This window comes from Streptomyces sp. NPDC001606, assembly GCF_053596835.1.
In genome coordinates this window covers 67,377-92,384 of the sequence record NZ_JBSFHC010000012.1, presented here as the reverse complement: position 1 = coordinate 92,384, position 25,008 = coordinate 67,377, and the positions used below count along the sequence as shown (strand labels likewise).

General features: G+C 75.4%; 11 protein-coding genes and 1 pseudogene. 3 read left to right on the top strand and 9 right to left on the bottom strand.

The genetic code is table 11. From position 1 onward, the window contains the following. Positions 1-73 precede the first annotated feature (73 nt). From ACWCV9_RS22080 to ACWCV9_RS22070, 3 genes are read left to right on the top strand one after another with little or no spacing between them, the layout of a single operon-like run. Positions 74-730 (top strand): DUF4956 domain-containing protein, encoded by a 657-nt coding sequence (locus ACWCV9_RS22080; protein ID WP_450788836.1) that lies wholly within the window; start codon positions 74-76, stop codon positions 728-730. Next, a complete protein-coding gene (locus tag ACWCV9_RS22075; protein WP_450788835.1) occupies positions 727-1,545 on the top strand; it encodes a VTC domain-containing protein in 819 nt (272 codons plus the stop codon). The genes ACWCV9_RS22080 and ACWCV9_RS22075 overlap by 4 nt, the downstream gene beginning before the upstream one ends. Further along, the gene (locus ACWCV9_RS22070; protein ID WP_450788833.1) at positions 1,542-2,396 is read left to right on the top strand and encodes a phosphatase PAP2 family protein; all 855 of its coding nucleotides are present in this window, start codon (positions 1,542-1,544) and stop codon (positions 2,394-2,396) included. The genes ACWCV9_RS22075 and ACWCV9_RS22070 overlap by 4 nt, the downstream gene beginning before the upstream one ends. Before the next feature lie 51 nt (positions 2,397-2,447). On the opposite strand, the gene ACWCV9_RS22065 is transcribed toward ACWCV9_RS22070, so the two are convergent. The 9 genes and pseudogenes from ACWCV9_RS22065 to ACWCV9_RS22025 form a co-directional block, all read right to left on the bottom strand. Then, on the bottom strand, positions 2,448-3,383 hold the full coding sequence (locus ACWCV9_RS22065; protein WP_450788831.1) for a hypothetical protein: 936 nt from the start codon (positions 3,381-3,383) through the stop codon (positions 2,448-2,450). A 94-nt stretch (positions 3,384-3,477) separates the two neighbouring features. Beyond that, positions 3,478-3,912, bottom strand: coding sequence for a hypothetical protein (locus tag ACWCV9_RS22060; RefSeq protein WP_450788830.1), 435 nt, complete (start codon positions 3,910-3,912; stop codon positions 3,478-3,480). Positions 3,913-3,968: 56 nt separating this feature from the next. Continuing rightward, entirely contained in the window at positions 3,969-5,210 is a 1,242-nt protein-coding gene (locus tag ACWCV9_RS22055) for an MmyB family transcriptional regulator (RefSeq protein WP_450788829.1), read from the bottom strand. A 461-nt stretch (positions 5,211-5,671) separates the two neighbouring features. After that, complete coding sequence (locus ACWCV9_RS22050; RefSeq protein ID WP_450788827.1) at positions 5,672-6,472, bottom strand: SDR family oxidoreductase; 801 nt, start codon at positions 6,470-6,472, stop codon at positions 5,672-5,674. Positions 6,473-6,588: 116 nt separating this feature from the next. Beyond that, on the bottom strand, positions 6,589-7,056 hold the full coding sequence (locus tag ACWCV9_RS22045) for a nuclear transport factor 2 family protein (RefSeq protein WP_385844326.1): 468 nt from the start codon (positions 7,054-7,056) through the stop codon (positions 6,589-6,591). Between the two features lie 44 nt (positions 7,057-7,100). Continuing rightward, positions 7,101-8,318, bottom strand: coding sequence for a cytochrome P450 (locus ACWCV9_RS22040; RefSeq protein WP_450788825.1), 1,218 nt, complete (start codon positions 8,316-8,318; stop codon positions 7,101-7,103). Positions 8,319-8,356: 38 nt separating this feature from the next. Next, a complete protein-coding gene (locus tag ACWCV9_RS22035) occupies positions 8,357-14,554 on the bottom strand; it encodes a type I polyketide synthase (RefSeq protein ID WP_450788823.1) in 6,198 nt (2,065 codons plus the stop codon). Positions 14,555-14,610: 56 nt separating this feature from the next. Then, positions 14,611-20,223: a type I polyketide synthase gene (locus ACWCV9_RS22030; protein ID WP_450788821.1), complete on the bottom strand. Its 5,613-nt coding sequence runs from the start codon at positions 20,221-20,223 to the stop codon at positions 14,611-14,613. Further along, positions 20,220-24,995: pseudogene (locus ACWCV9_RS22025) on the bottom strand (type I polyketide synthase); the annotation flags it as partial. The gene ACWCV9_RS22030 and the pseudogene ACWCV9_RS22025, both read right to left, overlap by 4 nt. Positions 24,996-25,008 lie beyond the last annotated feature (13 nt).

Genomic DNA, 25,008 nt, shown 5'->3' with positions numbered 1-25,008 from the left:
TTCCTTCATGTCGCGGTGCACCGCGGACCGCGACCGGTCCGCCGTCCGACGTGCCCGGACGGAAGGGACAGCCATGCACGCACTGGTGCTCGCCGCCAAGGGCATCACCCGCCACCTCACCGCCCTCGACCTGAGCACCCGCGGCGGGCTCGACGTCATCGCCCTGCTGCTCCTGGTGGGCTGGCTCTACCGGCGCCGTCCCACCGCACCGGCGATGCCGCTGGTGCTGGTGACCCTGAACATCGGGCTGTTCGCGGCGATGAGCGCGATCGGCGCCGGCAAGTTCCCGGCCGGGGTCGGTTTCGGCCTGTTCGGCATCCTCTCCCTGGTCCGGCTGCGCAGCGCCGCCTTCACCCTGCGCGATGTCGCCTACACCTTCGTGACGCTGGTCATCGGCCTGTGCACCGGGCTGCCGCAGCGCGCCGGCTGGCTCGTCATCGCCCTGGACGCGGTGGTGCTGCTCGCCGTGCTGCTGGTGGACGATCCCCGTGCCTACCCGCCGCCCACCCGCACCGTGAAGCTGACCCTGGACCGGGTGTACGACGACCCGTCCCTGATCCCCGAGGACGTCGCCCTGCGCTACGGCCGGGCTCCGCTGTCGGTGGCGGTCGAGGAGGTCGACTACGTCCGCGAGACCACCCGGGTGGCCGCCCGCTACCCCCTCGCACCGGACGAACCCGTCGCCGTACGGGACGAGGCGGAGCCGCGTGAGCAGGTGACCGCCGTATGACGTCCGCGGGCTCCCTCGCGTCCGCTCTCGGTCTGTCCGGACTGCGCGGCGCGACGCTCGCCGAGGTGGACGCGGCCGCCGCGCTCCAGCACCGCACCGACCGCAAGTATCTGCTGCCGCTGGAACGCGCCCGCCTCCTCGTGGACCGGCTCGCCGCGAGCCACCACGTCCTGGACCTGGCCGGCCGCCGTACGACGAGCTATCTCTCCGCCTACTTCGACACGGCGGGGCTCGGCGCCTGGCGCGCCCACGTCCAGCGGCGCCGCCGGCGCTGGAAGGTGCGCACCCGGCTGTACGCGGAGGACGGGCTGTGCCGGGTGGAGGTGAAGACGAAGGACGGCCGGGGCGCCACCGTCAAACACGCGCTGAACGTCCCGGCCCCCGCCTACGGCCGCCTCGACGACGCCGCGGCGCGGTTCGTCGACGACGTGCTCCGGCAGGCCGACATCCCGGTCACCGCCTCCCTGCTGACCCCGTCGGCCGAGGTCAGGTACGTGCGTGCCGCCCTCGCCGACCTGGACCGGGGCAGCCGGGTCACGCTGGACGGCCTGCTCACCGGCCATCGCGGCGACCGCACCGCCGCCCTCGCCCCGGGACGGATCCTCGTGGAGACCAAGGGCGGCGCCCGGCCCGCCCCCGCCGACCGCCTGCTGCTGAGCCTCGGCGCCCGGCCGGTCTCGCTGAGCAAGTACATCGTCCTCCAGTCCCTGCTCACACCCGGGCTGCCCGACAACGACGTGCGCCGGCTCGCGCGCACCCACTTCACCGCCGCGGCACACCCCGCACCGCCTCCGGAAAGGACCCTCTCCCGATGAACATCCTGCGCCGCGTCAGGTGGCAGTACGCGGTCATCGCACTGCTCGCCGTGGCGGTCGCCGCCTTCGGGCTGCTGCGGCCGCGCCTGATCCCCACGGCCGCCACCGGGAAGCAGAAGCTCTCGGCGACCGCCCGCATCCGGCAGAACCCGCCCCCGCCGCTCTTCACCGACGCCGACATCGCACCGATCGGCCGGCAGGCCGACGCCCAGCGCGCGCGGGCCGACGCGCTCTTCGCCCGGTGGAAGAAGGCGCACGGCACCGCCCGCGACGACAAGGCGTTCGCCGCCTGGGCCGCCCGGCAGATCCCCGCGCCGCCCTCGGCGAAGGAGCGCACCGCCGAACTCGGCCAGGTCCAGGCCCTGGCCCGCAAGCGCACGGCCGCCGGGAAGAAGGCGGCGACCTGGCTGGAAATCAACGGTAAGAAGGACATCTGGAAGCTGTACCAGCACGACCAGCGGGAACTCCTCCCCACGGCGCAGGGCACGGCGGAGAAGGCCGGGCTCAAGGCGGCCCTCAAGCTCGCCAAGACCGTCAGCGACCAGCTGGCCGCCCGCGACCGGCAGCCCGCGCCCTTCGTCCTCGACCCCGCCCTGCGCCCGGACAAGCACATCAAGCCCGGCGCCAAGGGCCCCTACTCCTACCCCTCCCGCCATGCGACCCGGGCCGCCGCCGCCGTCACCTTCCTCGGCGGTCTGTCCCCGCACCGCGCTGCGGACTACCGGTGGATGCAGGACGAGGTCCTCTACTCCCGCCTCTACATGGCCGGGCACGTCTCCAGCGACCTCACCGCCGGAACCCTGCTCGGCGATCTGATCGGCGACTACGAGCTGGCCGTCGGCGGCCGCTGACCGCGCCCGGCCCGCCCCGCCGGCAACGGGGGACGGGCCGGACGCGGGCGGTCAGTTCACATGCAGGGTGAGGGCCGCGGTGTGCAGTCGTCCCCCGGTCCGGAACTGGAGGAAGAGCCGCCAGTCGCCGGAGCGGGCGAACTCGGCGTGGAAGGCCAGCGCCGGCCCGCCGTGGTCGCCGCGCACCTCGGTCTCCGGGTGGAGGTGGGCGAAGGCCAGGTCGCCCTGGTGGAAGGCGGTGAGATGGGCGTAGGTGTCCAGGTAGGGCTGGAGATCGGTGACCGGCCGGCCGTCCTTGGTGACGGTGGCGGTCAGCTGGTGGGCCATGCCGGCCATCGGCTCGCCCTTCAGCGTGACGGTGTACCCGTCGACGGTGGTGGTGCCGGACGCCTCGGGCAGCGGCGCCGCCGTCGCCGTGCCGGAGACCCGCACGGTGCGGCTGAGCACGAGGCCCTTGCCCTTGCCGGGACCGCTGCCGGGGGTGAAGGAGGCGTACAGCCGCCAGTTGCCCGGCCGCAGCGCGGCCGGGGTCGCGGTCCAGGTGCCGTCCGCGGCCATGACGGGGTGCAGATGCTGGAAGCCGGTGAGGTCGGAGCGGATCGCGTAGAAATGCATCCGCTTGGTCTGGTCGACGGCGAAATCGGTGACCGGCCGGCCGTCCGGGCCGGTGATGGTGAAGCGGTAACCGGCCGCCCTGCCGGCGGGCAGCCCGGTGGCCGTGGCGGTCATCCGGTAGCCGTCCTGGGCGGCGGCCAGGCCGTTTCCGGCGGACGCGGAGTCCATGCCGGGCATCGACGCCATGTCGTGGCCGGACGCCGAGGGCGACGGTGTGCCGCCGTGGTCCATGCCGGCCATGGAGCCGTGACCGGAGTCATGGCCCGAGCCGTGGCCCGAGTCGGAGCCGCAGGCGGCCAGGGTCAGGGCGAGGGCCGCGCTGGCGGCGGCAGTCATGAGGGCGCGGCGGGTCGTCCGCAGACGCTGGGACATGAAGGTGTCTTTCCAGGTGGGCGCCGTGAACGGGCGCGGGGTGACAGGAGACCGGGGCCGGACCGCGGCATCGCGCCGGGGCCCGGGGGTCGTGTCACGTCCGCGCGACGCACACCTGGAGCAGGAGGCCGCGTCCGCCGGCCGGTGGTCCCCGGCGGCGGGCGTCGCCGTACGACCGCCGGACCCAGGGCAGCAGGGCGGCGGCCGGAAGCAGGACGGCCACCGCGGACAGCGGCGGCAGGGGGATCGCCGGGCGGGGCGTGGTGGCCAGGCACAGCGCGCCGCGCATGGAGTGGCCCGCGCTCGCGGTGGCCCGGTCGCCCGGGGGTGTCATCGCGGTGTGGGCGGCGGGGTGCGCGGCCGTCATGACGGCCGTGTCCGGCATGGTCCCGTGGCAGCCGCCGGCGGCCGAGGCCGGGGTGCCGTGCATCAGGAACAGCCCGAGCAGCGCCGCGATCAGCACGGCGGGCCGCACCACCCGGCGGTGGCGGGCCCCGGCCGTGCGCCGGGCGGGCTGCGTGACGATCACGGCTCTTACTGTACGGGGTGCGCCGGTGAAACAGCCGGGCGGTGGCTCCGGCCGGACTATTCCGGCCGGGAGTCGTCGTCGGGCGGCAGCCGCAGCGCCTCGGTGATCTTCGGGTGCTCCAGCGCGTCGCCGAGCGGATCGGCCGGCGGCACCCTGTCCGGATGGCGCAGGCCCAGCTCCCGCCGGATCTCGGCCAGATGCCGGATCCGGGCCAGATAGTCGGCGAGCAGCACATCGGCCCGTGCCGCCGCCGCCTTCGGGTCGTCCGGCAGCAGGGCACGGATCAGCGCCTGGTACTCCTCGGGCGCCTCGAGGGGGGTGCGATGGCGGGGCAGCTTCCTGATGACGGTGTACGGGTCCAGCTCGTCGAAGACCCAGTACCCGGTGTCCTGCTGCTCGGCCCAGATGACGGTGTCCCGCTCGGTGGAGAGGGTGAGCTGGTGCCGCGGGCCCGCGAGCCGGCTCAGCTCGGGCAGCGGTACGGCCCCCGGCCCGGCCAGCGCCGCCGCCTCCTGCGGGGTGGGCACGGAGAACTGCGCCTCGGCGGTGGGGTGGTGCGGGTCCACGACGGCTTCCCGGGCCGGGGCGCGCCGTCTGTCGAGCGCGGGCCGGCAGTCGTGCAGGTGCGTGCCCTCGTGCTTGATCCAGGTGATCACGACCAGCCGGGAGTTGGGCAGTCCCGCGGGATACAGGACGTTGCTCACCACATGGATGGTCGCGTAGTCGTGGCGCGGCAGGGCCTGGAGGAAGTGGCGGCCCTCACCGCTCCTGCGGACCTCGGAGCTGGCGTGCCAGAGCCGTTCGCAGTCCGGGTCCTGGAGGATGTAGGTGAGCAGGTCCTGAAGCTCGGTGTTGTGCGGGTGCTCGGCGAGGGCGAAGCGCAGCTGCTCCAGGTAGATCGCCGCGTGGTGCTCCCAGTTGATGAGCTGCCGGCGGGCCTCCTTGCTGCGCAGGGCCCAGCGCATGAGGTTGGCCCCGGGCTCGCGCACCCACGGGTACCACTCGGCCATGGCGGTGTTGTAGCCGATGATGTCCCAGCTGAGGTCGCTGATGTACGCCGGGTTGGGCATCTGCTGGTCGAGCAGCAGCTCCATCAGGCTCGCCGCCTCCGCGCTCAGCGCCGGCAGCGGTGTGGTGACCGCACCCCCGAGGGCGTACAGATGAAGGGTGGCCTCCTGGTCGGGGCCCAGCATCAGTTCCTTGGTGAGCGCGTCGAGGATGGACCGCTCCAGGCGGGGGGTCGCGCCGCCCTCCAGGTCGATGTACCACCGCACGCTGCGGCCGATCGCCTGCGCCACCTCTTTCTGGGTGAGCGGACGGTCGAGGCCCCGTTTCTGGCCGGCCGCGGCGCGCCATGCCCGAAGTAACCCCGCCAGACCCATGAGTTCAAGGGACGTGAGCGCCTTTTTCCCGTCACTCGAGGATTCGTGGGGTATCGGTGCGGACTTGGGCATGCTCCTGTCCTCCGTAGTAGGAACGGACCCCGATCGGCGGGAGGGGGTAGGGGCTCGGCAACCGTCTCCGCAAGCCGATTCGCCGTTTTGACAGCACATCAGCAGGTGGAGCAAGACAAGAGGTTGAAGCATACATTCGAAGAGTTCGAGCTGTAAAAAATTGCATCCCGGGTGGATCTACAAGAACCCTCTCCTTCCGCCCCGCGGTGCGCATGTTTTCGGCCAGGAGTATCGCCCGCACGGCTACGGGCCGGTGTCGTGGGACACCGGCCCGTAGGGTCCGTCGGCAAGCCGCCCCGAGGCGGTCAGAGCTGCGGCAGCGCACCGCCGTCGATCACATAGCCGGCACCGGTGATGCGCCGGGCCCGGTCCGAGGCGAGGAACGCCACCAGGTCGGCCACGTCCGAGGGCTCGGTGATGCCCGGCATCGGGGACCCCTCCGACTGGACCATCATCTGGACGACCGCGTCACTGTCCTGCCCGGTGGCGCCCATGATGTGCTCCGCGACCAGATCCATCGCGGGCGTCCTGACCAGGCCGGGCAGGATGCTGTTGACCCGGATGCCGTGCGGCGCGACCTCGGTGGCCAGCCCCTTCGCGTAGTTGACCAGCGCGGCCTTCGCCGCACCGTAGTGCAGCAGGGGGCCGGCCGGGCGGCGGGCGACGGTCGAGGCCATCTCGATGATCACCCCGCTGCCCTGCTCGACCATCGACGGCAGCACGGCCCGGTCCAGCCGGACCGCGGCGAGGTAGTTCGTGTTCAGCGCGTCGACCCACTCCTCGTCGGATATCGAGGCGTACCCGCCGAGTTGCGGCATTCCGCCGCTGCTCGCCCCGCCCGCGTTGTTGACCAGGATGTCGATGCCGCCCAGCAGCTCGAAGGCGGATTCGGCCAGCTGCCGCACGCCCTCCGGGGTGCTCACATCGGCGGTCACCAGCGTCACCGAGTCCGGCAGCCCCGGCGCCTCCTTGCGCGCCGAGGTCACCACGGTCACCCCCTCCTCGGCCAGCCGCTGCACAATCGCCAGGCCGATTCCGCGGGTACCGCCCGTGACGAGTGCGCGCTTGCCCGGCAGACCTGCCGACGCATTGCTCCCCTGAGCCATGATGAACGTGCTCCTGTCTTCCGTCTTCGCCGTGTTCTCTTACGGGTTGTACTGTTTCCGGGCTTTTCCGCCGGGCGCGGCCGCCGAATGCGCCGCGCCCGGCGCGGGGTACAGCGCTATTCCCCGGATTTCCGCTCCGCCTGCCGGGCCGCGGCGATATCCGCGATGTTCTTGTTTCCCTCGGCCCAGAGAACCGTCATCGCCAACTCGTCGATCTTCCAGCGGTCCGCGGACCGGACGAGGTGGAAACGGTAGGTTCCGCCGACCCGCCACAGCGGGGAACCCATGAGGTTGTCCAGCCGGTGCGTGGCCTGGAAGGAGGCGGTGCATTCCGCGGTGTCGCCCTTCAGCGTCACCAGGTGGTTGGTCATCAGGTGCTGGGAGGCGTCGTAACCGCCGAGCACGGCGATCCAGGAACCGACCAGCTCCTTGGCGCTCACCGTGCTCGGTTCTCCGCCGAGCAGACTGGTGTAGTCCAGCAGCACCTTGTCCGTGAACAGGTCGGTGACCTCGTCCCATTCGTGCCGGTCGGTGTGCCAGCCCATGCGATCACAGGTCTCGATGATCGCGTAACGGTCGTCCATGCGTGCTTCCTTACGGGGAGGGGTGCGGCCGGGCGGGGCGTCGCCTACCAGGTGACGGGGAGGTCGTGCAGACCTTCCAGCGTCATGCCGACCTTCATGCGGACCTGGTCCACCGGGACGGCCAGCCGCAGCGTCGGGATCCGGTCGAAGAGGGTGCCGAAGAGGATCTCCAGCTCGGCCCGGGCCAGGTTCTCGCCCAGGCAGCGGTGCGGGCCGTGCCCGAACGCCAGGTGGCCCTGGGTCGAGCGGCGGATGTCGAAGGTGTCGGGGTTCTCGAAGAACGCGGGGTCGCGGTTGGCGGCGGCGGTCGAGAGGATGACGCCGTCCCCCTCCTTGATCTGCTGCCCGGCCACCTCCACATCCCGGGTGGCCACCCGCAGCGTGGTGAGGTCCGCGATGGACAGGAAGCGCATCAGCTCCTCCACCGCCCCGGGCAGCAGGCTGGGGTCCTTGCGCAGCAGCGCCAGCTGGTCGGGGTGCTCCAGCAGCGTGAGGGTGCCCAGACCGATCATGCTGGTGGTCGTCTCCTGGCCGCCGATCAGCAGGGCGACCATGAGCTTGGACACCTCGATCTCGGTCAGCTCGCCGGTGTGCAGCCGCTCGGTGATCAGCGTGCTGAGCAGGTCGTCGCCGAGGTGGTCCTGCTTGGCCTGCACCACCTGCACCAGGTAGTCGAGCAGCTCCCGGCCGGCCAGCACCGCCTTCTCCAGGTCGGGGGCCTGCATGATGCCCTGGGCGTGCACCTCGAACAGCTCGTGCTCCTCGTAGGAGATGCCGAGCAGCCGGCAGATCACCCGCGACGGCAGCGGCCTGCCCAGCACCGCGACCAGGTCGACCGGGCCGCCGCGCCGCAGCAGCTCGTCGATCAGCTCGTCGGCCACCTCCTGGATCATCGGCCGCATCTTCTCCACCTGCTTGGCGGTGAAGCGGGGCAGCAGCATCTTCCGGCGCGCCTTGTGCGCCTCGCCGTCCAGGCCGAACAGCTCCTGGGTGAACTCGGGGAAGTTCTTCTCCCGCTCGGCGAGGATCGGGAACTTCGGGTTGTCGTGGTCGGAGGAGAAGACCTTCGCGTCGGCGAACATCTCCCGGGTCTCCGGGTACCGGGTCACCAGCCAGGCGGTCCGGCCGTCGTACAGCCGCACCTGGGACAGCGGGCCCTGCGCGTCCAGCTCGGTGTACTCCGCCGGCGGGTGGTAGGGGCAGCCGCGCCGCATCGGGTACTCGTGCAGGTCCTCGCCGGTCACCGTCGATATCTCGGACATGTGCGTTCTCTCTCTCGTCGTTCGGGTGTGACGTGGTGTCAGTTCGAGGTGAGCCAGTCGTGCACCGCGTGCGCGACCGCTTCGGCGGCGTCCTCCACGATCGTGAAGTGGTCGCCCGGCACCGGCCGTACGGCCATGGGGAAGGCCAGGGTCCGTTCCCCGGGGCCGGGCCACGGTGCCGTGTCGTCCGCGGCCGGCATCGGGTCCGAGGCCTGGACCAGCACCGTCGGCGCCCGCGTGGCGGACGGGGTGAACTCGGCGAACAGCCGCAGATACGCGCCCATCGCGGTCCACCGGACATGGTCGATCCGGCCGAACACGTCCTCGCGGTCGAACATGCCCCGGGTCAGGGCCGGCTGGATCGCCGGCAGACTGCTGTCGACGAAGTAGGTGTCCAGCAGCACCACGGCCGACGGGCCGCGGCCCTGCCGCTCCAGCTGCCCCGCCACCGCGTTGGCCAGCCAGCCGCCCGAGGAGTAGCCGACCAGGACGAACGGCGCGTCGCCCGCGCAACGCAGCACCGCCTCGGCCTGGGTCTGCACCATGGCGGCGAAGTCGGCGGGCACCGGCTCGTCCGCGACGAAGCCCGGCACCGGCAGCACCGACACCGTGCGCACCCCGTCCAGCGCGGTGGCGAACCGCGCGTACTGCAACGGGCTCGACGAGGCGCCGACGCTCGGGAAGCAGATCAGCACGGGCTCCTCGGGACCGGTGGCCAGGCGCAACGGCTCCAGGACGGCGCCCTCCGCACGGTCGGCGGTGAACGCCGGACGCAGCCGTGAGGCGGCCATCAGGAACTCGTTCGCCTCGCCGATCCGGTCCTCGGCACAGGCCTGCCGGTACAGGGCGTCGATGGTGTCCTGCGGCGCGGCGCCGGTCCCGTCCCCGCCGGGCCGGGCGGCGTCCAGCAGCTCGCCCAGCCGGGTGGCGAGCGCCTCGGGGGTGCCGCTGTCGAACACCACCGTGGCGGGCAGCCTAAGGCCCGTCGCCTCGCCGAGCGCGTTGCGCAGCTCCACCGCGGTCAGCGAGTCGAACCCGGACTCCAGGAACGGCCGGCTGTCGTCGAACTCCTCCGGCGCGGCATGGCCGAGCACCCCGGCCGCGCGTGCCCGCACCAGCTCGCGCAGCGCCACGGCCCGCTCATCCCCGGCCAGCTCGGCGAGCGGCCGGGCGGCCGGGGCCGGCCGGCGCCGCGCCGGGGGCACCAGCCCGCGCAGCGCGGCCGGTACGTCCGTGCCGCCCGCGCTGCCGCGCAGCACCGCGGTGTCCAGGCGCATCGGCACCAGCAGCGGGTCCTCGCCCGCCCAGACCGCGTCGAACAGCGCGAGCGCCTGGTCGGCGGGGAGGGCGGCGACACCGGTGCGCGCGAACCGGGCCAGCTCGCCCCGGTCCAGCGTGGCGGTCATGCCGCCCTGTGCCTCCTCCCACGGGCCCCAGGCCAGCGAGACCCCGGGCAGCCCGCGCGCCGCCCGGTGCTGCGCCAGGGCGTCGAGCCAGGCGTTCGCGGCGGCGTAGTTGCCCTGCCCCGCGGCGCCCAGCACCCCGGACGCCGAGGAGAACAGGACGAACGCCGAGAGCCGGGCGTCGCCGGTCAGCTCGTGCAGATGCGCCGCGGAATCCGCCTTGGCCCGCAGCACCGCGTCCAGCCGCTCGGGGGTCAGCGAGGTGAGCACCCCGTCGTCCAGGACCCCGGCGGTGTGCACCACGGCGGTCAGCGGATGCGCGGCCGGGATGTCCGCCAGCAGCCGGGCCAGCGCCTCCCGGTCGGCCACGTCGCAGGCGGCGACGGTCACCCGGGCACCCAGCGCGGTGAGTTCGCCGGCCAGCTCGGCGGCGCCGTCGGCCGCCGGACCGCGCCGGCTCGCCAGCAGCAGATGCCGTACCCCGTGCCGGACGACCAGCCGCCGCGCCACCTGGGCGCCGAGCCCACCGGTGCCGCCGGTCACCAGCACGGTGCCCTCCGGGTCCGGCGCGGGCGGGTGCGGGGCGGCGCCGTCCGGGTCCGTGAGCTGCTCCGCCGCGGCGGGCACCGCGACCCGGGCGAGCCGGGGGACGGTGAGCGCGCCGGCGCGGATCGCCAGCTGGGGTTCGCCGCTGCCGAGCGCCGCGGCCAGCGCCCGCGGCGACTCCTCGGCAGCGTCCATGTCGACGAGCACGAAACGGCCCGGGTTCTCCGTCTGCGCGGACCGGATCAGCCCCCACACGGCCGCTTGCGCCGGCGCCGGGACGGTGTCCCCGTCGGCGGCCGCCACCGCGCCCTCGGTCACGAACGCCAGCCGGGCGCCGGCGAAGCGCGGGTCCGCGAGCCACGCCTGGGCCGCCGCGAGCGCCTCGTGTACGGCGTTGCGCCCGGCCCCGGTGTCCACGGCCAGGACGACGGCGTCCGGCACCGGCTCGTGCCACTGCGCCGGCTCGGCCGCCCGGACGACCTCGACACCGGCGGCCTCCAGCCCGGCCGCCCACCGCGCCGCCGGGCCGTCGCCGTCCGGGCCCAGCACCGCGCAGCGCCGCACCGGGGCCGCGTCCTGCTCCGGCGCCGGCTGCTCGTCGAGGCGCGGCCAGTCGAGCCGGAACAGCACATCGCGCCGTACCCCGCCCGCGGCCCGGATCTGCTCCGGCGAGACCGGCCGCAGCACCAGGGACCGCACCGATGCCACCGGGCGCCCCTCCTCGTCCGCGGCCGTCACCGAGACCCCGTCGGTCCCGGCCGGTGCCAGCCTGACGCGCAGCCGCGCCGCGCCGGTGCGGTGCAGCGCCACGCCGTTCCAGGAGAACGGCACCCGCGCCGCGCCCCCGCCCTCGAGCAGACCGCCCAGAGCGGCCCCGTGCAGGGCCGCGTCCAGCAGCGCCGGATGCACACCGAACCCGTCGGTGCCCCCCGCGTCCTCGGCGGGGAACGCCACCTCGGCGAACACCTCCGCACCGCGCCGCCACGCCGCGCGCAGCCCGCGGAACACCGGGCCGTAGCCCAGGCCCGCGGCGGCGAGATCGTCGTACAGGTCCGCCACCTCGATCGCGTCGGCGCCCTCGGGCGGCCACACCGCGAGCGGTTCCGGCTCCCCGCCGGCCGGGGCGCCGAGCACACCGGTGGCGTGCCGCACCGGCGGCTGTCCCGGCGCCGCGTCCCCGGCGGCCGAGTGGATGCTCACCGGACGGCGCCCCGAGTCGTCGGCCGGGCCGAGGAAGACCTGGACGGTCACCGCGCCGTCCCGGTCCAGGACCAGCGGCGCCTCAAGGGTCAGCTCCTCCAGCTCCTCCAGCCCCGCCTCCCGGCCGGCCGCCAACGCCAGGTCCACCAGGGCGGTCCCGGGCAGCAGCGGGGCGCCGAGCACCGTGTGGTCGGCGAGCCAGGGGTGCTCCGCCGTGGACAGCCGGCCGGTGAACAGGATCCCGTCCCCGGTCGGCAGCTCCACCGCGGCCCGCAGCAGGGCGTGTTCCACCGCGCGCAGACCCGCCAGGTCCGGCGCTCCCGCCGCCGTCCCGTCCGCGGTCGGGTCCAGCCAGAACCGGCGCCGCTGGAACGGATAGGTGGGCAGGTCGACCGGCCGGGGACCGGTGCCCGCGAAGTACGCGTCCCAGTCCACCGGCGTGCCGTGCGCGTACATCCGGGACACCGCCGCGACCAGCGTCTCCGCCTCCGAGCGGCCGGCGCGCGCGGTCGCCGCCGACACCGCGCCCTCCGCCGTGAGGCAGCTCTGTGCCATCGCCGTCAGCACACCGTCCGGACCCAGCTCCAGGAACTTCCCGGCACCCCGGGCCTCCAGGGTGCGCACGGCGTCCAGGAACCGCACCGAGCCCCGCGCATGGCGCACCCAGTAGTCGGGCGAAGCCAGCTCCTCCGCGGTGGCCACGGCCCCGGTCAGGGTGGACACCAGCGGGATCCGCGGCGGCCGGAACTCAAGGCCCCGCGCCACCTCCCGGAAGGCGTCCAGCATCCCGTCCATGTGCGCCGAGTGGAAGGCGTGGCTCACCGTCAGCCGCCGGGTCTTGCGCCCGCGCGCGCCGAACATCCGCGCCGTCTCCTCGACCGCGGCCAGATCGCCGCTGAGCACCACCGAGGACGGCCCGTTGACCGCCGCGACGGCGACCCTGCCGTGGAAGTCCGCCAGGTACGGCAGCACCTCGTCCTCGGCGGCCTGGACCGCGACCATCGCGCCGCCCGACGGCATCCGCTGCATCAGCCGGCCGCGCTCGGCGACCAGCAGCGCGGCGTCCGGCAGGGACAGCACCCCGACGGCGTGCGCCGCGGCCAGTTCGCCGATCGAGTGGCCGGCGACGAAGTCCGGCCGCACACCCCACTGTTCGAGCAGCCGGTACAGCGCCACCTCGAAGGCGAACAGCGCGGGCTGCGCGTACGCGGTCTCGTCCAGCAGACCGTCCGCGTCCGCGGCGCCGGCGACGACCTCCTTCAGCGGACGGTCCAGATGGGCGTCGAGCGCCTCCGAGACGGTGTCCAGCGCATCGGCGAACGCCGGGAAAGCGGCGTACAGTTCCTGGCCCATCTCCCGGCGCTGGCTGCCCTGGCCGGTGAACAGGAAGGCGAGACCCGCGCCGCCGGCCGTGCCCCGCACCAGGCCGGGCGCGGTGCCGCCGTCCGCGAGCGCCCGCAGGGTCCGGCGCACCTCGTCCCGGTCCCGGGCCACCACGACCGCGCGGTGGTCGAGCACCGCGCGCCGGCTCAGCGACCAGGCGGTGTCGACGGGCCGCTCGTCCGGGCGGGCGTCGAGATGCGCCACCAGCCGGGCCGCCTGCGCGCGCAGCGCCTCCGCGCTCCGGGCGGACAGCAGCCACGGCAGCACCACGTCCTGGTCGGAGACGGAGGGGACGGCCGCGGGCTCCGGGGCGGGCTCCTCCTGCGGCGCCTGCTCCAGGATCACATGGGCGTTGGTGCCGCTGACGCCGAAGGACGAGACACCCGCGCGGCGCGGCCGGTCGGACGCCGGCCACTCCTGGTCCTGCGTCAGCAGCCGTACCGCGCCCGCCGACCAGTCGACGTGCGGGGTGGGCTCGTCCACGTGCAGCGTGCGCGGCAGCACGCCGTGCCGCAGCGCCATCACCATCTTGATCACCCCGGCGACCCCGGCCGCCGCCTGGGTATGGCCGATGTTGGACTTCACCGAGCCCAGCCACAGCGGGCGGTCCGCCGGGCGGCCCTGGCCGTAGGTCGCGAGCAGCGCCTGCGCCTCGATCGGGTCGCCGAGCCGGGTGCCGGTGCCGTGCGCCTCGACGGCGTCCACGTCCGCCGGCGACAGCCTGGCCCGGTCCAGCGCCGCCCGGATGACCCGCTGCTGGGAGGGGCCGTTCGGCACGGTCAGCCCGCTGCTCGCGCCGTCCTGGTTGACGGCGGAGCCGCGGATCACGGCGAGCACCGGATGGCCGTTGCGCCGCGCGTCCGACAGCCGCTCCAGCACCAGCAGACCGGCGCCCTCGCCCCAGCCGGTGCCGTCGGCCGCCGCCGCGAACGACTTGCACCGGCCGTCCGCGGCCAGCCCGCCCTGCCGGCTGAACTCCACGAACACCCCGGGGGTGGACATCACCGTCACCCCGCCGGCCAGCGCCAGCGAACACTCCCCGTTGCGCAGCGCGTTGCTCGCCAGATGCAGCGCCACCAGCGAGGACGAGCACGCGGTGTCCACCGTCACCGCCGGGCCCTCCAGCCCGAACGTGTACGCCAGCCGGCCGGAGGCGACGCTGCCCGCGCTGCCGTTGCCGATATACCCCTCCAGCTCCTCCGGCGCCTGGGTGACCCGGCTGCCGTAGTCGCTGTACATCACCCCGAGGAAGACCCCGGTCCGGCTGCCGCGCAGCGAGTCCGGGGCGATCCGGGCCCGCTCCATGACCTCCCAGGCCAGCTCCAGCACCAGCCGCTGCTGGGGGTCCATCGCCAGCGCCTCGCGCGGGCTGATCCCGAAGAACTCCGGGTCGAAGTCCGCGGCGTCGTACAGGAAGCCGCCCACCCCGGCGTGCGACCTGCCCGGCCCGTCGGCGTCGCCGAGCAGCCGGTCCAGGTCCCAGCCCCGGTCGGCGGGCAGCCCGGAGAGCGTGTCACGGCCGTCGGCGACCAGCCGCCACAGCTCCTCGGGGCCGGTGGCGCCGCCGGGGAACCGGCAGGCCATGGAGACCACCGCGATCGGTTCCCGGGCCCTGGCCTCCACCTCGTCCAGGCGCTGCCGGGTCTGCTGTCCCTCCGCGATCGCCCGCTTGAGATATTCGCGGAGCTTGTTCTCATCCGCCATGCGTTCCACACCTTCCCGACAGCCGGCACGACGGCTGGTCACGCTGGTCACGCTCGTCAATTGGCATTGCTGAACCGGTTGTCGACCAGGTCGAAGAGTTCCTCGTCGGTGGCGCCGTCGAGCCCCGGCCCCGCGTCGGCCGCGTCGGCTCCGGTCAGCTCGGCCAGCAGCTCCGACAGCCGCGCCACGGCCCGCTCGCGCAGCTCGCCGCCCTCGTCCGCGGCGCGCAGCCCGGCCGCCAGCCGGTCGAGGCCGGCCAGGACGTCGTCCCCGTCCGGCGCCGCGGCCGGGGCCAGCAGCGTGTCCAGGTGCCGGGCGACGGCGCGCGGCGTGGGGTGGTCGAAGACGAGGGTGGTCGGCAGGCGCCGTCCGACGGCGGCGGCGAGCCGGTTGCGCAGCTCGACCGCGGTCAGCGAGTCGAAGCCCATCTCCACGAAGCCGCGGGTCTCCGGCACCTCGTCGGGGGAGCGGTGGCCCAGCACCGCCGCCACCGTGGTCCGCACCAGCTCCAGCAGCACCCGTGCCCGCTCCTCGGCCGGCAGCTCCGCCAGGCCCGCGAGCGCCGGCTGCTCCGCCGGGCGCGCACCGCCGGGTCCTGCGGCCGCCGCCCGGCGCACCGCGGGACCGGCCAGGGCGCGCAGCACCGCCGGCACCGCGTCGGAGGCGGCGGCCCGGGCCCGCAGCGCCGCGGTGTCGATCCGCAGCGGTGCCAGCACCGGGTCACCGGCCGCCAGCGCCCGGTCGAACAGCGCCAGCCCCTCCTCGGAGGTCAGCGGGCGCATTCCGGACCGGGCGATCCGGGCCAGGTCCAGCTCGCCGAGGTGCCCGGTCATCCCGCTCTGCTGCGCCCAGAACCCCCAGGCCAGGGAGGTGGCGGGCAGACCGTCCGCGCGGCGGCGCTGGGCCAGCGCGTCCAGGGCGGCGTTGGCCGCGGCGTACGCGCCCTGCGCGGCCGTGCCGAGGGTCCCGGAGGCCGACGAGAACAGCACGAACGCCGACAGGTCCAGCCCGCGGGTCAGCGCGTCCAGGTGCCCGGCCGCGTCGGTCTTGGGCCGCAGGACGCGGTCCAGCCGGTCCGGGGTCACATCGGTCACCACCGCGTCGTCCAGCACCCCGGCCGCGTGGATCACGGCGGTCAGCGGATGCGCGGCCGGGATCCGGTCGAACACCGCGGCCAGCGCGTCCCGGTCGGAGACGTCGCAGGCGACGGCCTCGGCCGTGGCGCCGAGCGTGGCCAGCTCCGCCACCAGCTCCGCGGCGCCCGGCGCGGCCGGGCCCTGACGGCTCACCAGCAGCAGCCGCTGTGCCGCGTACCCGGTGACCAGATGACGGGCCAGCAGCCCGCCGAGCAGCCCGGTGCCGCCGGTGATCAGGACGGTGCCCCCGGCGAAGGAGGGCCGCCCGGCGGGCTGCCGCTCCGCTCCGCCGGCCCGCGCGAGCCGCGGTACCCGGACCTCGCCCGCGCGCACGGCGAGCTGCGGCTCGCCGGTGGCCAGGGCGGCGGCCGGCGGCCCGGCCGGCGCTCCGGCGCCGTCGAGGTCCACCAGCACGAACCGGCCGGGGTGTTCGGTCTGCGCGGTCCGTACGAGCCCCCAGACCGCCGCCTGCGCGGGGTCCGGGACGTCCGTGGCGTCCGCCGCGACCGCACCCCGGGTGAGCACCACCAGCCGCGCCGCCAGGAGCCGTTCGTCGGCGAGGAACTCCCGCACCAGCCCCAGCGCCCGCGCCGCCACGCCGTGCACGTCCCCCGCGTCGGCGGGGGCCGGCACGCAGGACACCAGCACCGTGCCCGGGGCGGTCCCGTCCGGGCCGACGCCGTCGGCCAGGGCCGCCAGGTCGGCGTGGTGCCGTACGCCGGGAAGCGCGGCCGCGAGCTCGTCGAGGCCGGGGCCCACCAGGGCCCAGTCCTCCGGCGCGGTGTCGCCCGGGTCCCCGGCGGCCGGGGCGGCCGGCCAGTCCAGGCGGAACAGTCCGTCGTGACCGGGCGCGGAGGCGGCGGCCAGCCGTTCGGGGTCGACCGGGCGCAGGGCCAGCGAGCCCACCGTGGCGACGGGCAGCCCGGCCGCGTCGAAGAGGGCGACCGTCACGGCGTCCTTGCCCGCCGGGGACAGCACCGCCCGCACCGCTCCCGCGCCGACGGCGTGCAGTGAGACATCGCTCCAGGAGAACGGCAGCAGCGCGGGCCCCGGCTCCGCCCCGTCCCCGCCGGTGAAGGCGACGGCGTGCAGGGCCGCGTCCAGCAGCGCCGGGTGCAGGCCGAAGGCCTCGGCGTCGGCTAGGGTCTCGTCGGCCGGCCGTACCTCGGCGAGCACGGAGTCGCCCAGCCGCCAGGCGGCGGCCAGCCCCTGGAAGGCCGGTCCGTACGCGTAGCCGCGGTCGGCCAGCCGGAGGTAGTGGTCGCGCACGTCGACCGGGACGGCGCCCGGCGGCGGCCAGGCCGCGGACCCGGCGGCGGGCGCGGGCCCGTCCTCGGCGAGGACCCCGGACGCGTGCCGGATCCAGGGCTCGTCGTCCCCGGTCCTGGAGTGCACGCCCACGGTCCAGGCCGCCCCGTCCGCACGGCGGTCGGCCACCAGCTGAAGGGTCACCTCGCCGTCCTCGCTCAGCGTCAGCGGAGCCTCGACGGTCAGCTCCTGCACCCGCCCCGCGTCGAGCAACCGGCCCGCGTACAGCGCCAGTTCGAGGAAGGCGGTACCGGGCAGCAGCACCGAGCCGTGCACCGCGTGGTCGGCCAGCCAGGGATGGGTGCGCACCGAGAGGCGCCCGCTGAGCACCAGCCCGTCGCCGGTGGCCGCGGCGACGACCGCGCCGACCAGTGGATGGCCGCCCGGTGCGAGCCCCGCCGCCGTGACGTCCGCGCCCGCGTCCCGGTCGTCCAGCCAGTAGTGCTGCCGCTGGAAGGCGTACGTCGGCAGGTCCACCGTCTGCCGGGCCCCGCCGTCCTGCGGGAACAGCCGCGCCCAGTCGACCGGAACGCCGTGCACGAACAGCCCGCCCGCCGCGCGCAGGAAACCGGCCCGCCCGCCGTCGTCCCGGCGCAGCGTCCCGGCGACCAGCACGCCGGGCGCCTCGGCCGCCTCCATCGTCTCCTGGAGCGGGACGGTCAGCACCGGGTGCGGGCTGACCTCCAGGAACACCCCGTAGCCCTCGGCCGCGAGCGCCTGGGTCACCTGCGCCAGCCGCACCGGCCGGCGCAGATTGCGGTACCAGTACCCGGCGTCCAGCCCATCTTCGTCCAGGAAGGTCCCGGTCACCGTCGAACAGAACGCCACCCGCGGCGTGTTGTGCTCGATCCCGGCCAGCGCCGCCAGCAGGTCCTCGCGCACCTCCTCGACCTGCGGGGAGTGCGAGGCGTAGTCCACCGGGATCCGGCGGGCCCGCACCCCGTCCTCGGCACACCCGGCCAGCAGCTCCTCCAGGGCGTCCCCGTCGCCGGAGACCACCACCGACGACGGGCTGTTGACCGCGGCCACCGACAGCCGGCCGGCCCACGGCGCGATCCGGGCCGCGGCCGCCTCCTCGCCGAGCGCGACCGTCACCATGCCGCCGCGGCCGGCCAGCGCCCGCAGCGCCTTGCTGCGCACGGCCACCACCCGGGCCGCGTCCTGAAGCGACAGCACGCCCGCCACACACGCGGCGGCGATCTCGCCCTGCGAGTGGCCCACCACCGCGTCCGGCTCCACGCCCACCGACCGCCACAGCGCGGCCAGCGACACCATCACCGCGAACAGCGCCGGCTGTACGACGTCCACCCGCTCCAGCCAGTCGGACCCGGCCTCACCGCGCAGCACGTCCAGCAGCGACCAGTCCACATGCGGTGCCAGCGCCGCCGCGCACTCCTCGACGGCCGCCCGGAACACCGGCTCCGACTCCAGCAGGCCCGCGGCCATGCCCGCGAACTGCGAGCCCTGGCCGGGGAAGACGAACACCGTCCGCTCCCGCCCGGCCGGGGACCCGGTGCCGTCCAGGTCCTCGCGGGTACGGCCGCGCACCACCGCCGGGGACTCCTCGCCCCGGTCCACCGCCACCAGCCCCTTCACCAGCTCGCCGCGGTCACCGCCGACCACCACCGCGCGGTGCGCGAAGACGGACCGGGTGGTGGCGAGGGCCCGGCCGATGGCCGCGTCGGACAGCTCCGGACGGGCCTCGGCGTACGCGGCGAGCCGGGCCGCCTGCGCGCGCAGCGCCTCCGCGCTCCGGGCGGACAGCAGCCACGGCAGCACCACGTCCTGGTCGGAGGCGGAAGAGGTGCCGGAGGGTTCGGGGGCGGGCTCCTCCTGCGGCGCCTGCTCCACGATGACATGGGCGTTGGTGCCGCTGACGCCGAACGACGACACGCCCGCGCGGCGCGGCCGGTCGGAGCCGGGCCAGGGCTGCTCCTCGGTGAGCAGCCGTACCGCGCCGGCCGACCAGTCGACGTGCGGGGTGGGCTCGTCCACGTGCAGCGTGCGCGGCAGCACGCCGTGCCGCAGCGCCATCACCATCTTGATCACCCCGGCCACGCCCGAGGCCGCCTGGGTGTGGCCGATGTTGGACTTCACCGAGCCCAGCCACAGCGGACGGTCCGCCGGGCGGCCCTGGCCGTAGGTCGCGAGCAGCGCCTGCGCCTCGATCGGATCGCCCAGCGTGGTCCCCGTCCCGTGCGCCTCGACCGCGTCGACGTCGGCGGGCGTCAGCCGGGCTGCGGCCAGCGCCTCCTCGATCAGACGGCGCTGGGAGGGGCCGTTGGGGGCCGTCAGCCCGTTGCCGGCGCCCCCGTGGTTGACGGCGGAGCCGCGGATCACGGCGAGCACCGGATGGCCGTTGCGCCGCGCGTCCGACAGCCGCTCCAGCACCAGCACGCCGGCGCCCTCGCCCCAGCCGGTGCCGTCGGCCGCCGCGGCGAACGACTTGCACCGGCCGTCCGCGGCCAGCCCGCGCTGCCGGCTGAACTCCACGAAGGCGTTCGGCGTGGACATCACCGTAACCCCGCCGGCCAGCGCCAGCGAGCACTCCCCGGAGCGCAACGCGTGACACGCCTGGTGCAGCGCCACCAGCGAGGAGGAGCACGCGGTGTCTATGGTCACCGCCGGGCCGGTCAGCCCGAGCACATAGGAGGTGCGCCCGGCCGCCACGGCCGCGGTGCTGCCGGTCAGCCGGTAGCCGGCCACCTCGTCGCCCTCGTCCGCCCGGGTGGGGAACGCGTACCCCTGGTGCGTCAGCCCGACGAAGACCCCGGCCCGGGTGCCGCGCAGACTCTCCGGGACGATCCCGGCGCGCTCCAGCGCCTCCCAGACGATCTCCAGCCAGAGCCGCTGCTGGGGGTCGGTCGCCAGGGCCTCACGCGGGTTGATGCCGAAGAACTCGGCGTCGAAGCCCGCCGGGTCGCGCAGGAAGGCGCCCTCCCGGGCGTAGCTCTTGCCCGGCCGGCCCGGCTCCGGGTCGTACAGGCCCGCCAGGTCCCAGTTGCGGTCCTCCGGCAGGCCGGTGACCGCGTCGGTGCCGTCGGAGACCAGTCGCCACAGGTCCTCCGGGGACTCGACGTCCCCGGGGAAGCGGCACCCCATGGCGACGATCGCCACGGGCTCGTACCGCTGCTCCTCGGCGTCCTCGAGCCGGGCCCGGGTCTGGCGCAGCTCGGTGGTGACGAGCTTCAGATACTGCCGGAGTTTGTCCTCTGAGGTCGTCACGAGATTCCCAGCTCCTTGTCGACGATGTCGAAGATCTCCTCGTCACTGGCGAGGTCCAGGGCGTCGTCGGCCGGCCCCGTCGCGGCGCCCGCGCCGGACCGGTCCCACTTCCACAGCAGCGAGCGCAGCCGGGCGACGACCCGGCCGTGCGCCTCGGCGTCGGGCTCCAGCGCCTCCACGGCCGCCGCCCACCGGTCCACCTCGGCGAGCACCGCCTCCGCCCCCGCGGCGTCGGGCCGCAGTTGCTCGCGCAGATGCCGGGCCAGCGCGGCCGGGGTGGCATGGTCGAAGACCACCGTGGTGGGCAGGGAAAGACCGGTGGCCTCGGCGAGCCGGTTGCGCAGGGTCAGCGACGCCATCGAGTCGAAGCCGAGATCCTTGAACGCCTGCGAGGCGCGGACCTGTTCGGCCGAGCGGTGCCCGAGGGCGGCGGCCGCCCGGTCGCGCACCAGCTCCAGCAGCAGCCGGTCCTGCTCGTCCTCGGCCAGCCCCGCGAGCCGCTCCCGCAGGGCGGCGTCCGCCCCGCCGGACCCGGACCCGCCCTGCACGGCGCGCCGCGCCTCGGGCAGGGCGGCCAGCAGCGCCCGGGACCGGGACAGGCTGTACGCGGGCGCGAACCGCTCCCAGTCGATGCCGGCGAAGGCCGTGAGGGTCTCGTCGCGGTCGAGGGCCGCCTGGAGTCCCGCCAGCGCCGTCTCCGGTGCCATCAGCGGCACCCCGCGCTCGCGCAGCAGCTCGCCCGCGCCCTCGGCGGCCGCCATGCCACCGCCGTCCCACGCGCCCCACGCCACCGAGGTCGCGGCCAGCCCGCGGGCGCGGCGCTCGCTCGCCAGCGCGTCCAGGAAGGCGTTGGCCGCCGCGTAGGCCGCCTGGCCGACGTTGCCCCACAGCCCGGCGCCGGAGGAGAACAGCACGAACGCGTCGGGGGAGCGGCCGGGGCCGCCGTCGAAGACGGCGTCCAGGTTCCGGGCCCCTTCGACCTTGCCGGACAGCACCTCGGCGATCTCCGCGAGCGAGCACTCGGCCAGCGGCTTCTCCCGCTGGATGTCGCCGGCCGCGTGGACGACCGTGGTCACCGGGTGCTCCGCGGGCAGCGCCGCGACGGCCCGGCGCAGCGCGTCCCGGTCGGCGAGGTCGCAGGCGGCGACGGTCACCTCGCTGCCCAGTTCCTTGAGTTCGGCCGTCAGTTCGGCCACCCCGGGGGCGTCGGGGCCGCGCCGGCTGAGCAGCAGCAGGTGGGGCACGCCCCGGGCGGCCAGCCAGCGGGCCACCTGCGCGCCGAGCGCACCCGTGCCGCCGGTCACCAGCGCGGCTCCGGCCGGCCGCCAGGTACGCCGTACCGGCGTCTGGGCCAGCGGGGCGCGCACCAGCCGGCAGCCGTGCACGGCGTCGGCGCGGACGGCCAGCTGGGTCTCCTCGCCGGGGTCCGCGAGGACACCGGTCAGGCGCCGCAGCGCGGGCTCGTCGAGCAGCTCCGGCAGATCGACCAGGCCGCCGGTGCCCTCCGGCCGTTCGAGCGCAGCGACCCTGCCCAACCCCCACACGGCGGCCTGCGCCGGATGCCGCACCGGGTCGGTGCCGACCGCCACCGCACCCTGGGTCAGGTGCCACAGCGGGGCGTCGATCCCGGCGTCGTCCAGCGCCTGCGTCAGCACGACGGCGGCGGCCAGCCCCTGGGCCATGGCGGAGTGTCCGGCGGCCGCGAACTCCGGGGCGGACAGCGGACGTTCGTCCAGCGCCAGCAGGGACAGCACCCCGGCCGGCCCACCCTCGGCCGCGATGTCGTGCAGCCGGGCGGCGAGTGCCGAGCGGTCGGTCGCGTCGCCGGCGGTGAGCGCCAGGTGGCGTACCTCGTCCGCGCCGGCGCCTTCGCAGGCCGCCCGCACCACGGCCGCCAGGGCGTCGGCGTCGTCCGCGCCCTCGGGGGACACGAGCAGCCACCGGCCGGACAGCCGGCCCGGGCCGGCGGCCGCGTCCAGGGCCGCCCAGTCGAGGCGGTAGCGGTGGTCGTCCACCAGCGCCGGGAGCGGGTCCGCCGCGTCCGCCGCCAGCCAGTACCGCTCGCGCTGGAAGGCGTACGTCGGCAGCTCGACCGGCCGGGCGCCGGTACCGGCGAACACCGCCGGCCAGTCCACCGCGACCCCGCGCGCGTACAGCGCGCCCAGTGCCGCCGGCAGCGTCTGCTGCTCCGGTGTGTCACGGTGGGCCGCCGCGGCGAACACGGCGCCCTCGCCGGTGACGCACTCCTGGGCCATGGCCGCGAGCACCGCGTCCGGGCCCAGCTCCAGGAACACCGCGGCCCCTTCGGCCTCCAGCGTGCGCACGGCGTCGAGGAACCGCACCGTCTCCCGGGCGTGCCGGGCCCAGTACGCGGGGCTGCACACCTCCTCCGCCGGCACCAGGGTCCCGGTCAGCGCGGACACCAGCGGGATCTCCGGGGCGCGCAGGGTCACCCCCCGCACCACCTCCTCGAACTCCGCGACCATGGCGTCCATGCGGTGCGAGTGGAAGGCGTGGCTGACCCGCAGCCGCTTGGTGCTGCGGCCCAGCCCGGCGAAGTGCGCGGCCACCTCGGACACCGCGTCCTCGTCACCCGCGACCACCACGGAGGACGGGCCGTTGACCGCCGCGAGCCCGGCGCGGCCGTCCCGCTCGGCCAGCAGCGGGGCCACCTCGTCCGCGCTCGCCTGCACCGCGGTCATCGCCCCGCCGCGCGGCAGCGCCTGCATCAGACGGCCCCGGGCCGTGGCCAGCACGGCCGCGTCCGGCAGGGACAGCACCCCGGCGACATGCGCCGCGGCCAGCTCGCCGATGGAGTGACCGGACACCAGGTCCGCCCGTACGCCCCAGGACTCCACCAGCCGGTACAGCGCCACCTCGACGGCGAACAGCGCCGGCTGGGTCCAGCCGGTCTCGTCCAGCAGGCCCTCGGTGCCCGGCGCGCCCATGACGACCTCGCGCAGCGGCCGGTCCAGGTGCCGGTCCAGCTCCGCGCACACCGCGTCGAAGGCCTGCGCGAACACCGGGTACTGGGCGTACCACGCGCGGCCCATGCCGACGCGCTGGGCGCCCTGACCGGTGAACAGCACCGCCAGCCGGCCGCCGGACACCGTGCCGCGCGCGCCGACGGCGGGCGGTTCGCCGTTCGCGAGCCGGCGCAGGCCCTGGTCCAGCTCCGCGTGGTCCGCGGCCACGACGACGGCCCGGTGCTCGAACGCCGTGCGCGTCGTGGCCAGCGAGTACGCCACATCGGCGAGGTACGCGTCGCGGTGGTCCGCGAGATGCCGGCGCAGCCGCTCGGCCTGCGCCCGCAGCGCCTCCTCGCTGTGGCCCGAGACGACCCAGGGCAGCGCGCGGTCCGGCGCCTGGGAGGGCCGTACGGGGTCCGTGTCCTGCTCGGCCGGGGGCGCCGCCTCCACCACCACATGGGCGTTGGTGCCGCTGATGCCGAAGGACGACACCCCGGCGCGGCGCGGCCGCCCCGGGTCCGGCCACGGCCGGTTCTCGGTCAGCAGCTCCACCGCGCCCGCCGACCAGTCCACCCGGGTCGAGGGCCGGTCGACGTGCAGGGTCCGGGGGAGCAGTTGGTGGCGCAGCGCCAGCACCATCTTGATGACCCCGGCGATCCCGGCGGCCGCCTGGGTGTGTCCGATGTTGGACTTCACCGAGCCCAGCCACAGCGGGCGTTCGCGCTCCGCGCCGAAGGTGGCCAGGATGGCCTGGGCCTCCATCGGATCGCCGAGCGGGGTGCCGGTGCCGTGGCCCTCGATCACATCGATGTCCGCGGTCGTCAGGCCCGCGTCGTCCAGCGCCTGCCGGATCACCCGCTGCTGCGACGGCCCGTTCGGCGCGGTCAGCCCGCTGCTCGCGCCGTCCTGGTTGACCGCGCTGCCGCGCACCACCGCGAGGATCCGCCGGCCGTTGCGGCGCGCGTCGGAGAGCCGCTCCAGCAGCAGCACCCCGGCGCCCTCGCTCCAGCCGGCGCCGTCCGCCGCGTCGGCGAAGGACTTGCACCGGCCGTCCGGGGCCAGCCCGCGCTGCCGGCTGAACTCCACGAACGTCGACGGGGTCGACATCACCGTCACCCCGCCGGCGAAGGCCAGCGAGCACTCGCCCCGGCGCAGCGCCTGCACGGCGAGGTGCAGCGCCACCAGCGAGGACGAGCACGCGGTGTCCACCGTGACGGCGGGACCCTCCAGGCCCAGGGTGTACGAGATCCGCCCGGAGGCGACGCTGCCCGCGCTGCCGGTGCCGAGGTAGCCCTCCACCTCCGCGGTCGGCAGACCGGGCCGGGCGCCGTACTCGTGGTACATCACCCCGGCGAAGACCCCGGTGCGGCTGCCGCGCAGCGTCCGCGGATCGAGCCCGGCCCGCTCCGCGGCCTCCCAGGACGTCTCAAGGAGCAGCCGCTGCTGCGGGTCCATGGCGAGCGCCTCGCGCGGGGAGATCCCGAAGAAGGCGGCGTCGAACTCCGCCGCGTCGTGCAGGAATCCGCCCTCGCGGGTGTACGAGGTCCCGGGCCGGTCGGGGTCGTCGGAGAACAGCGACGCCAGGTCCCAGCCGCGGTCCGCGGGAAACCCGGAGACGGCGTCGCGGCCGTCCACGACCAGCTCCCACAGCTCCTCCGGGGAGGTCACCCCGGCCGGGTACCGGCAGCCCATCCCGACGATCGCTATCGGCTCGTTCGCGGCCGCGGCCGCCTTCCTGAGCCGTTCGTTCTCCTTCAGCGAAGCCCGTAGTGCTTCGACCACCTTGTCAGAGGTTGTGGCCATGGCCCCTCCCGCA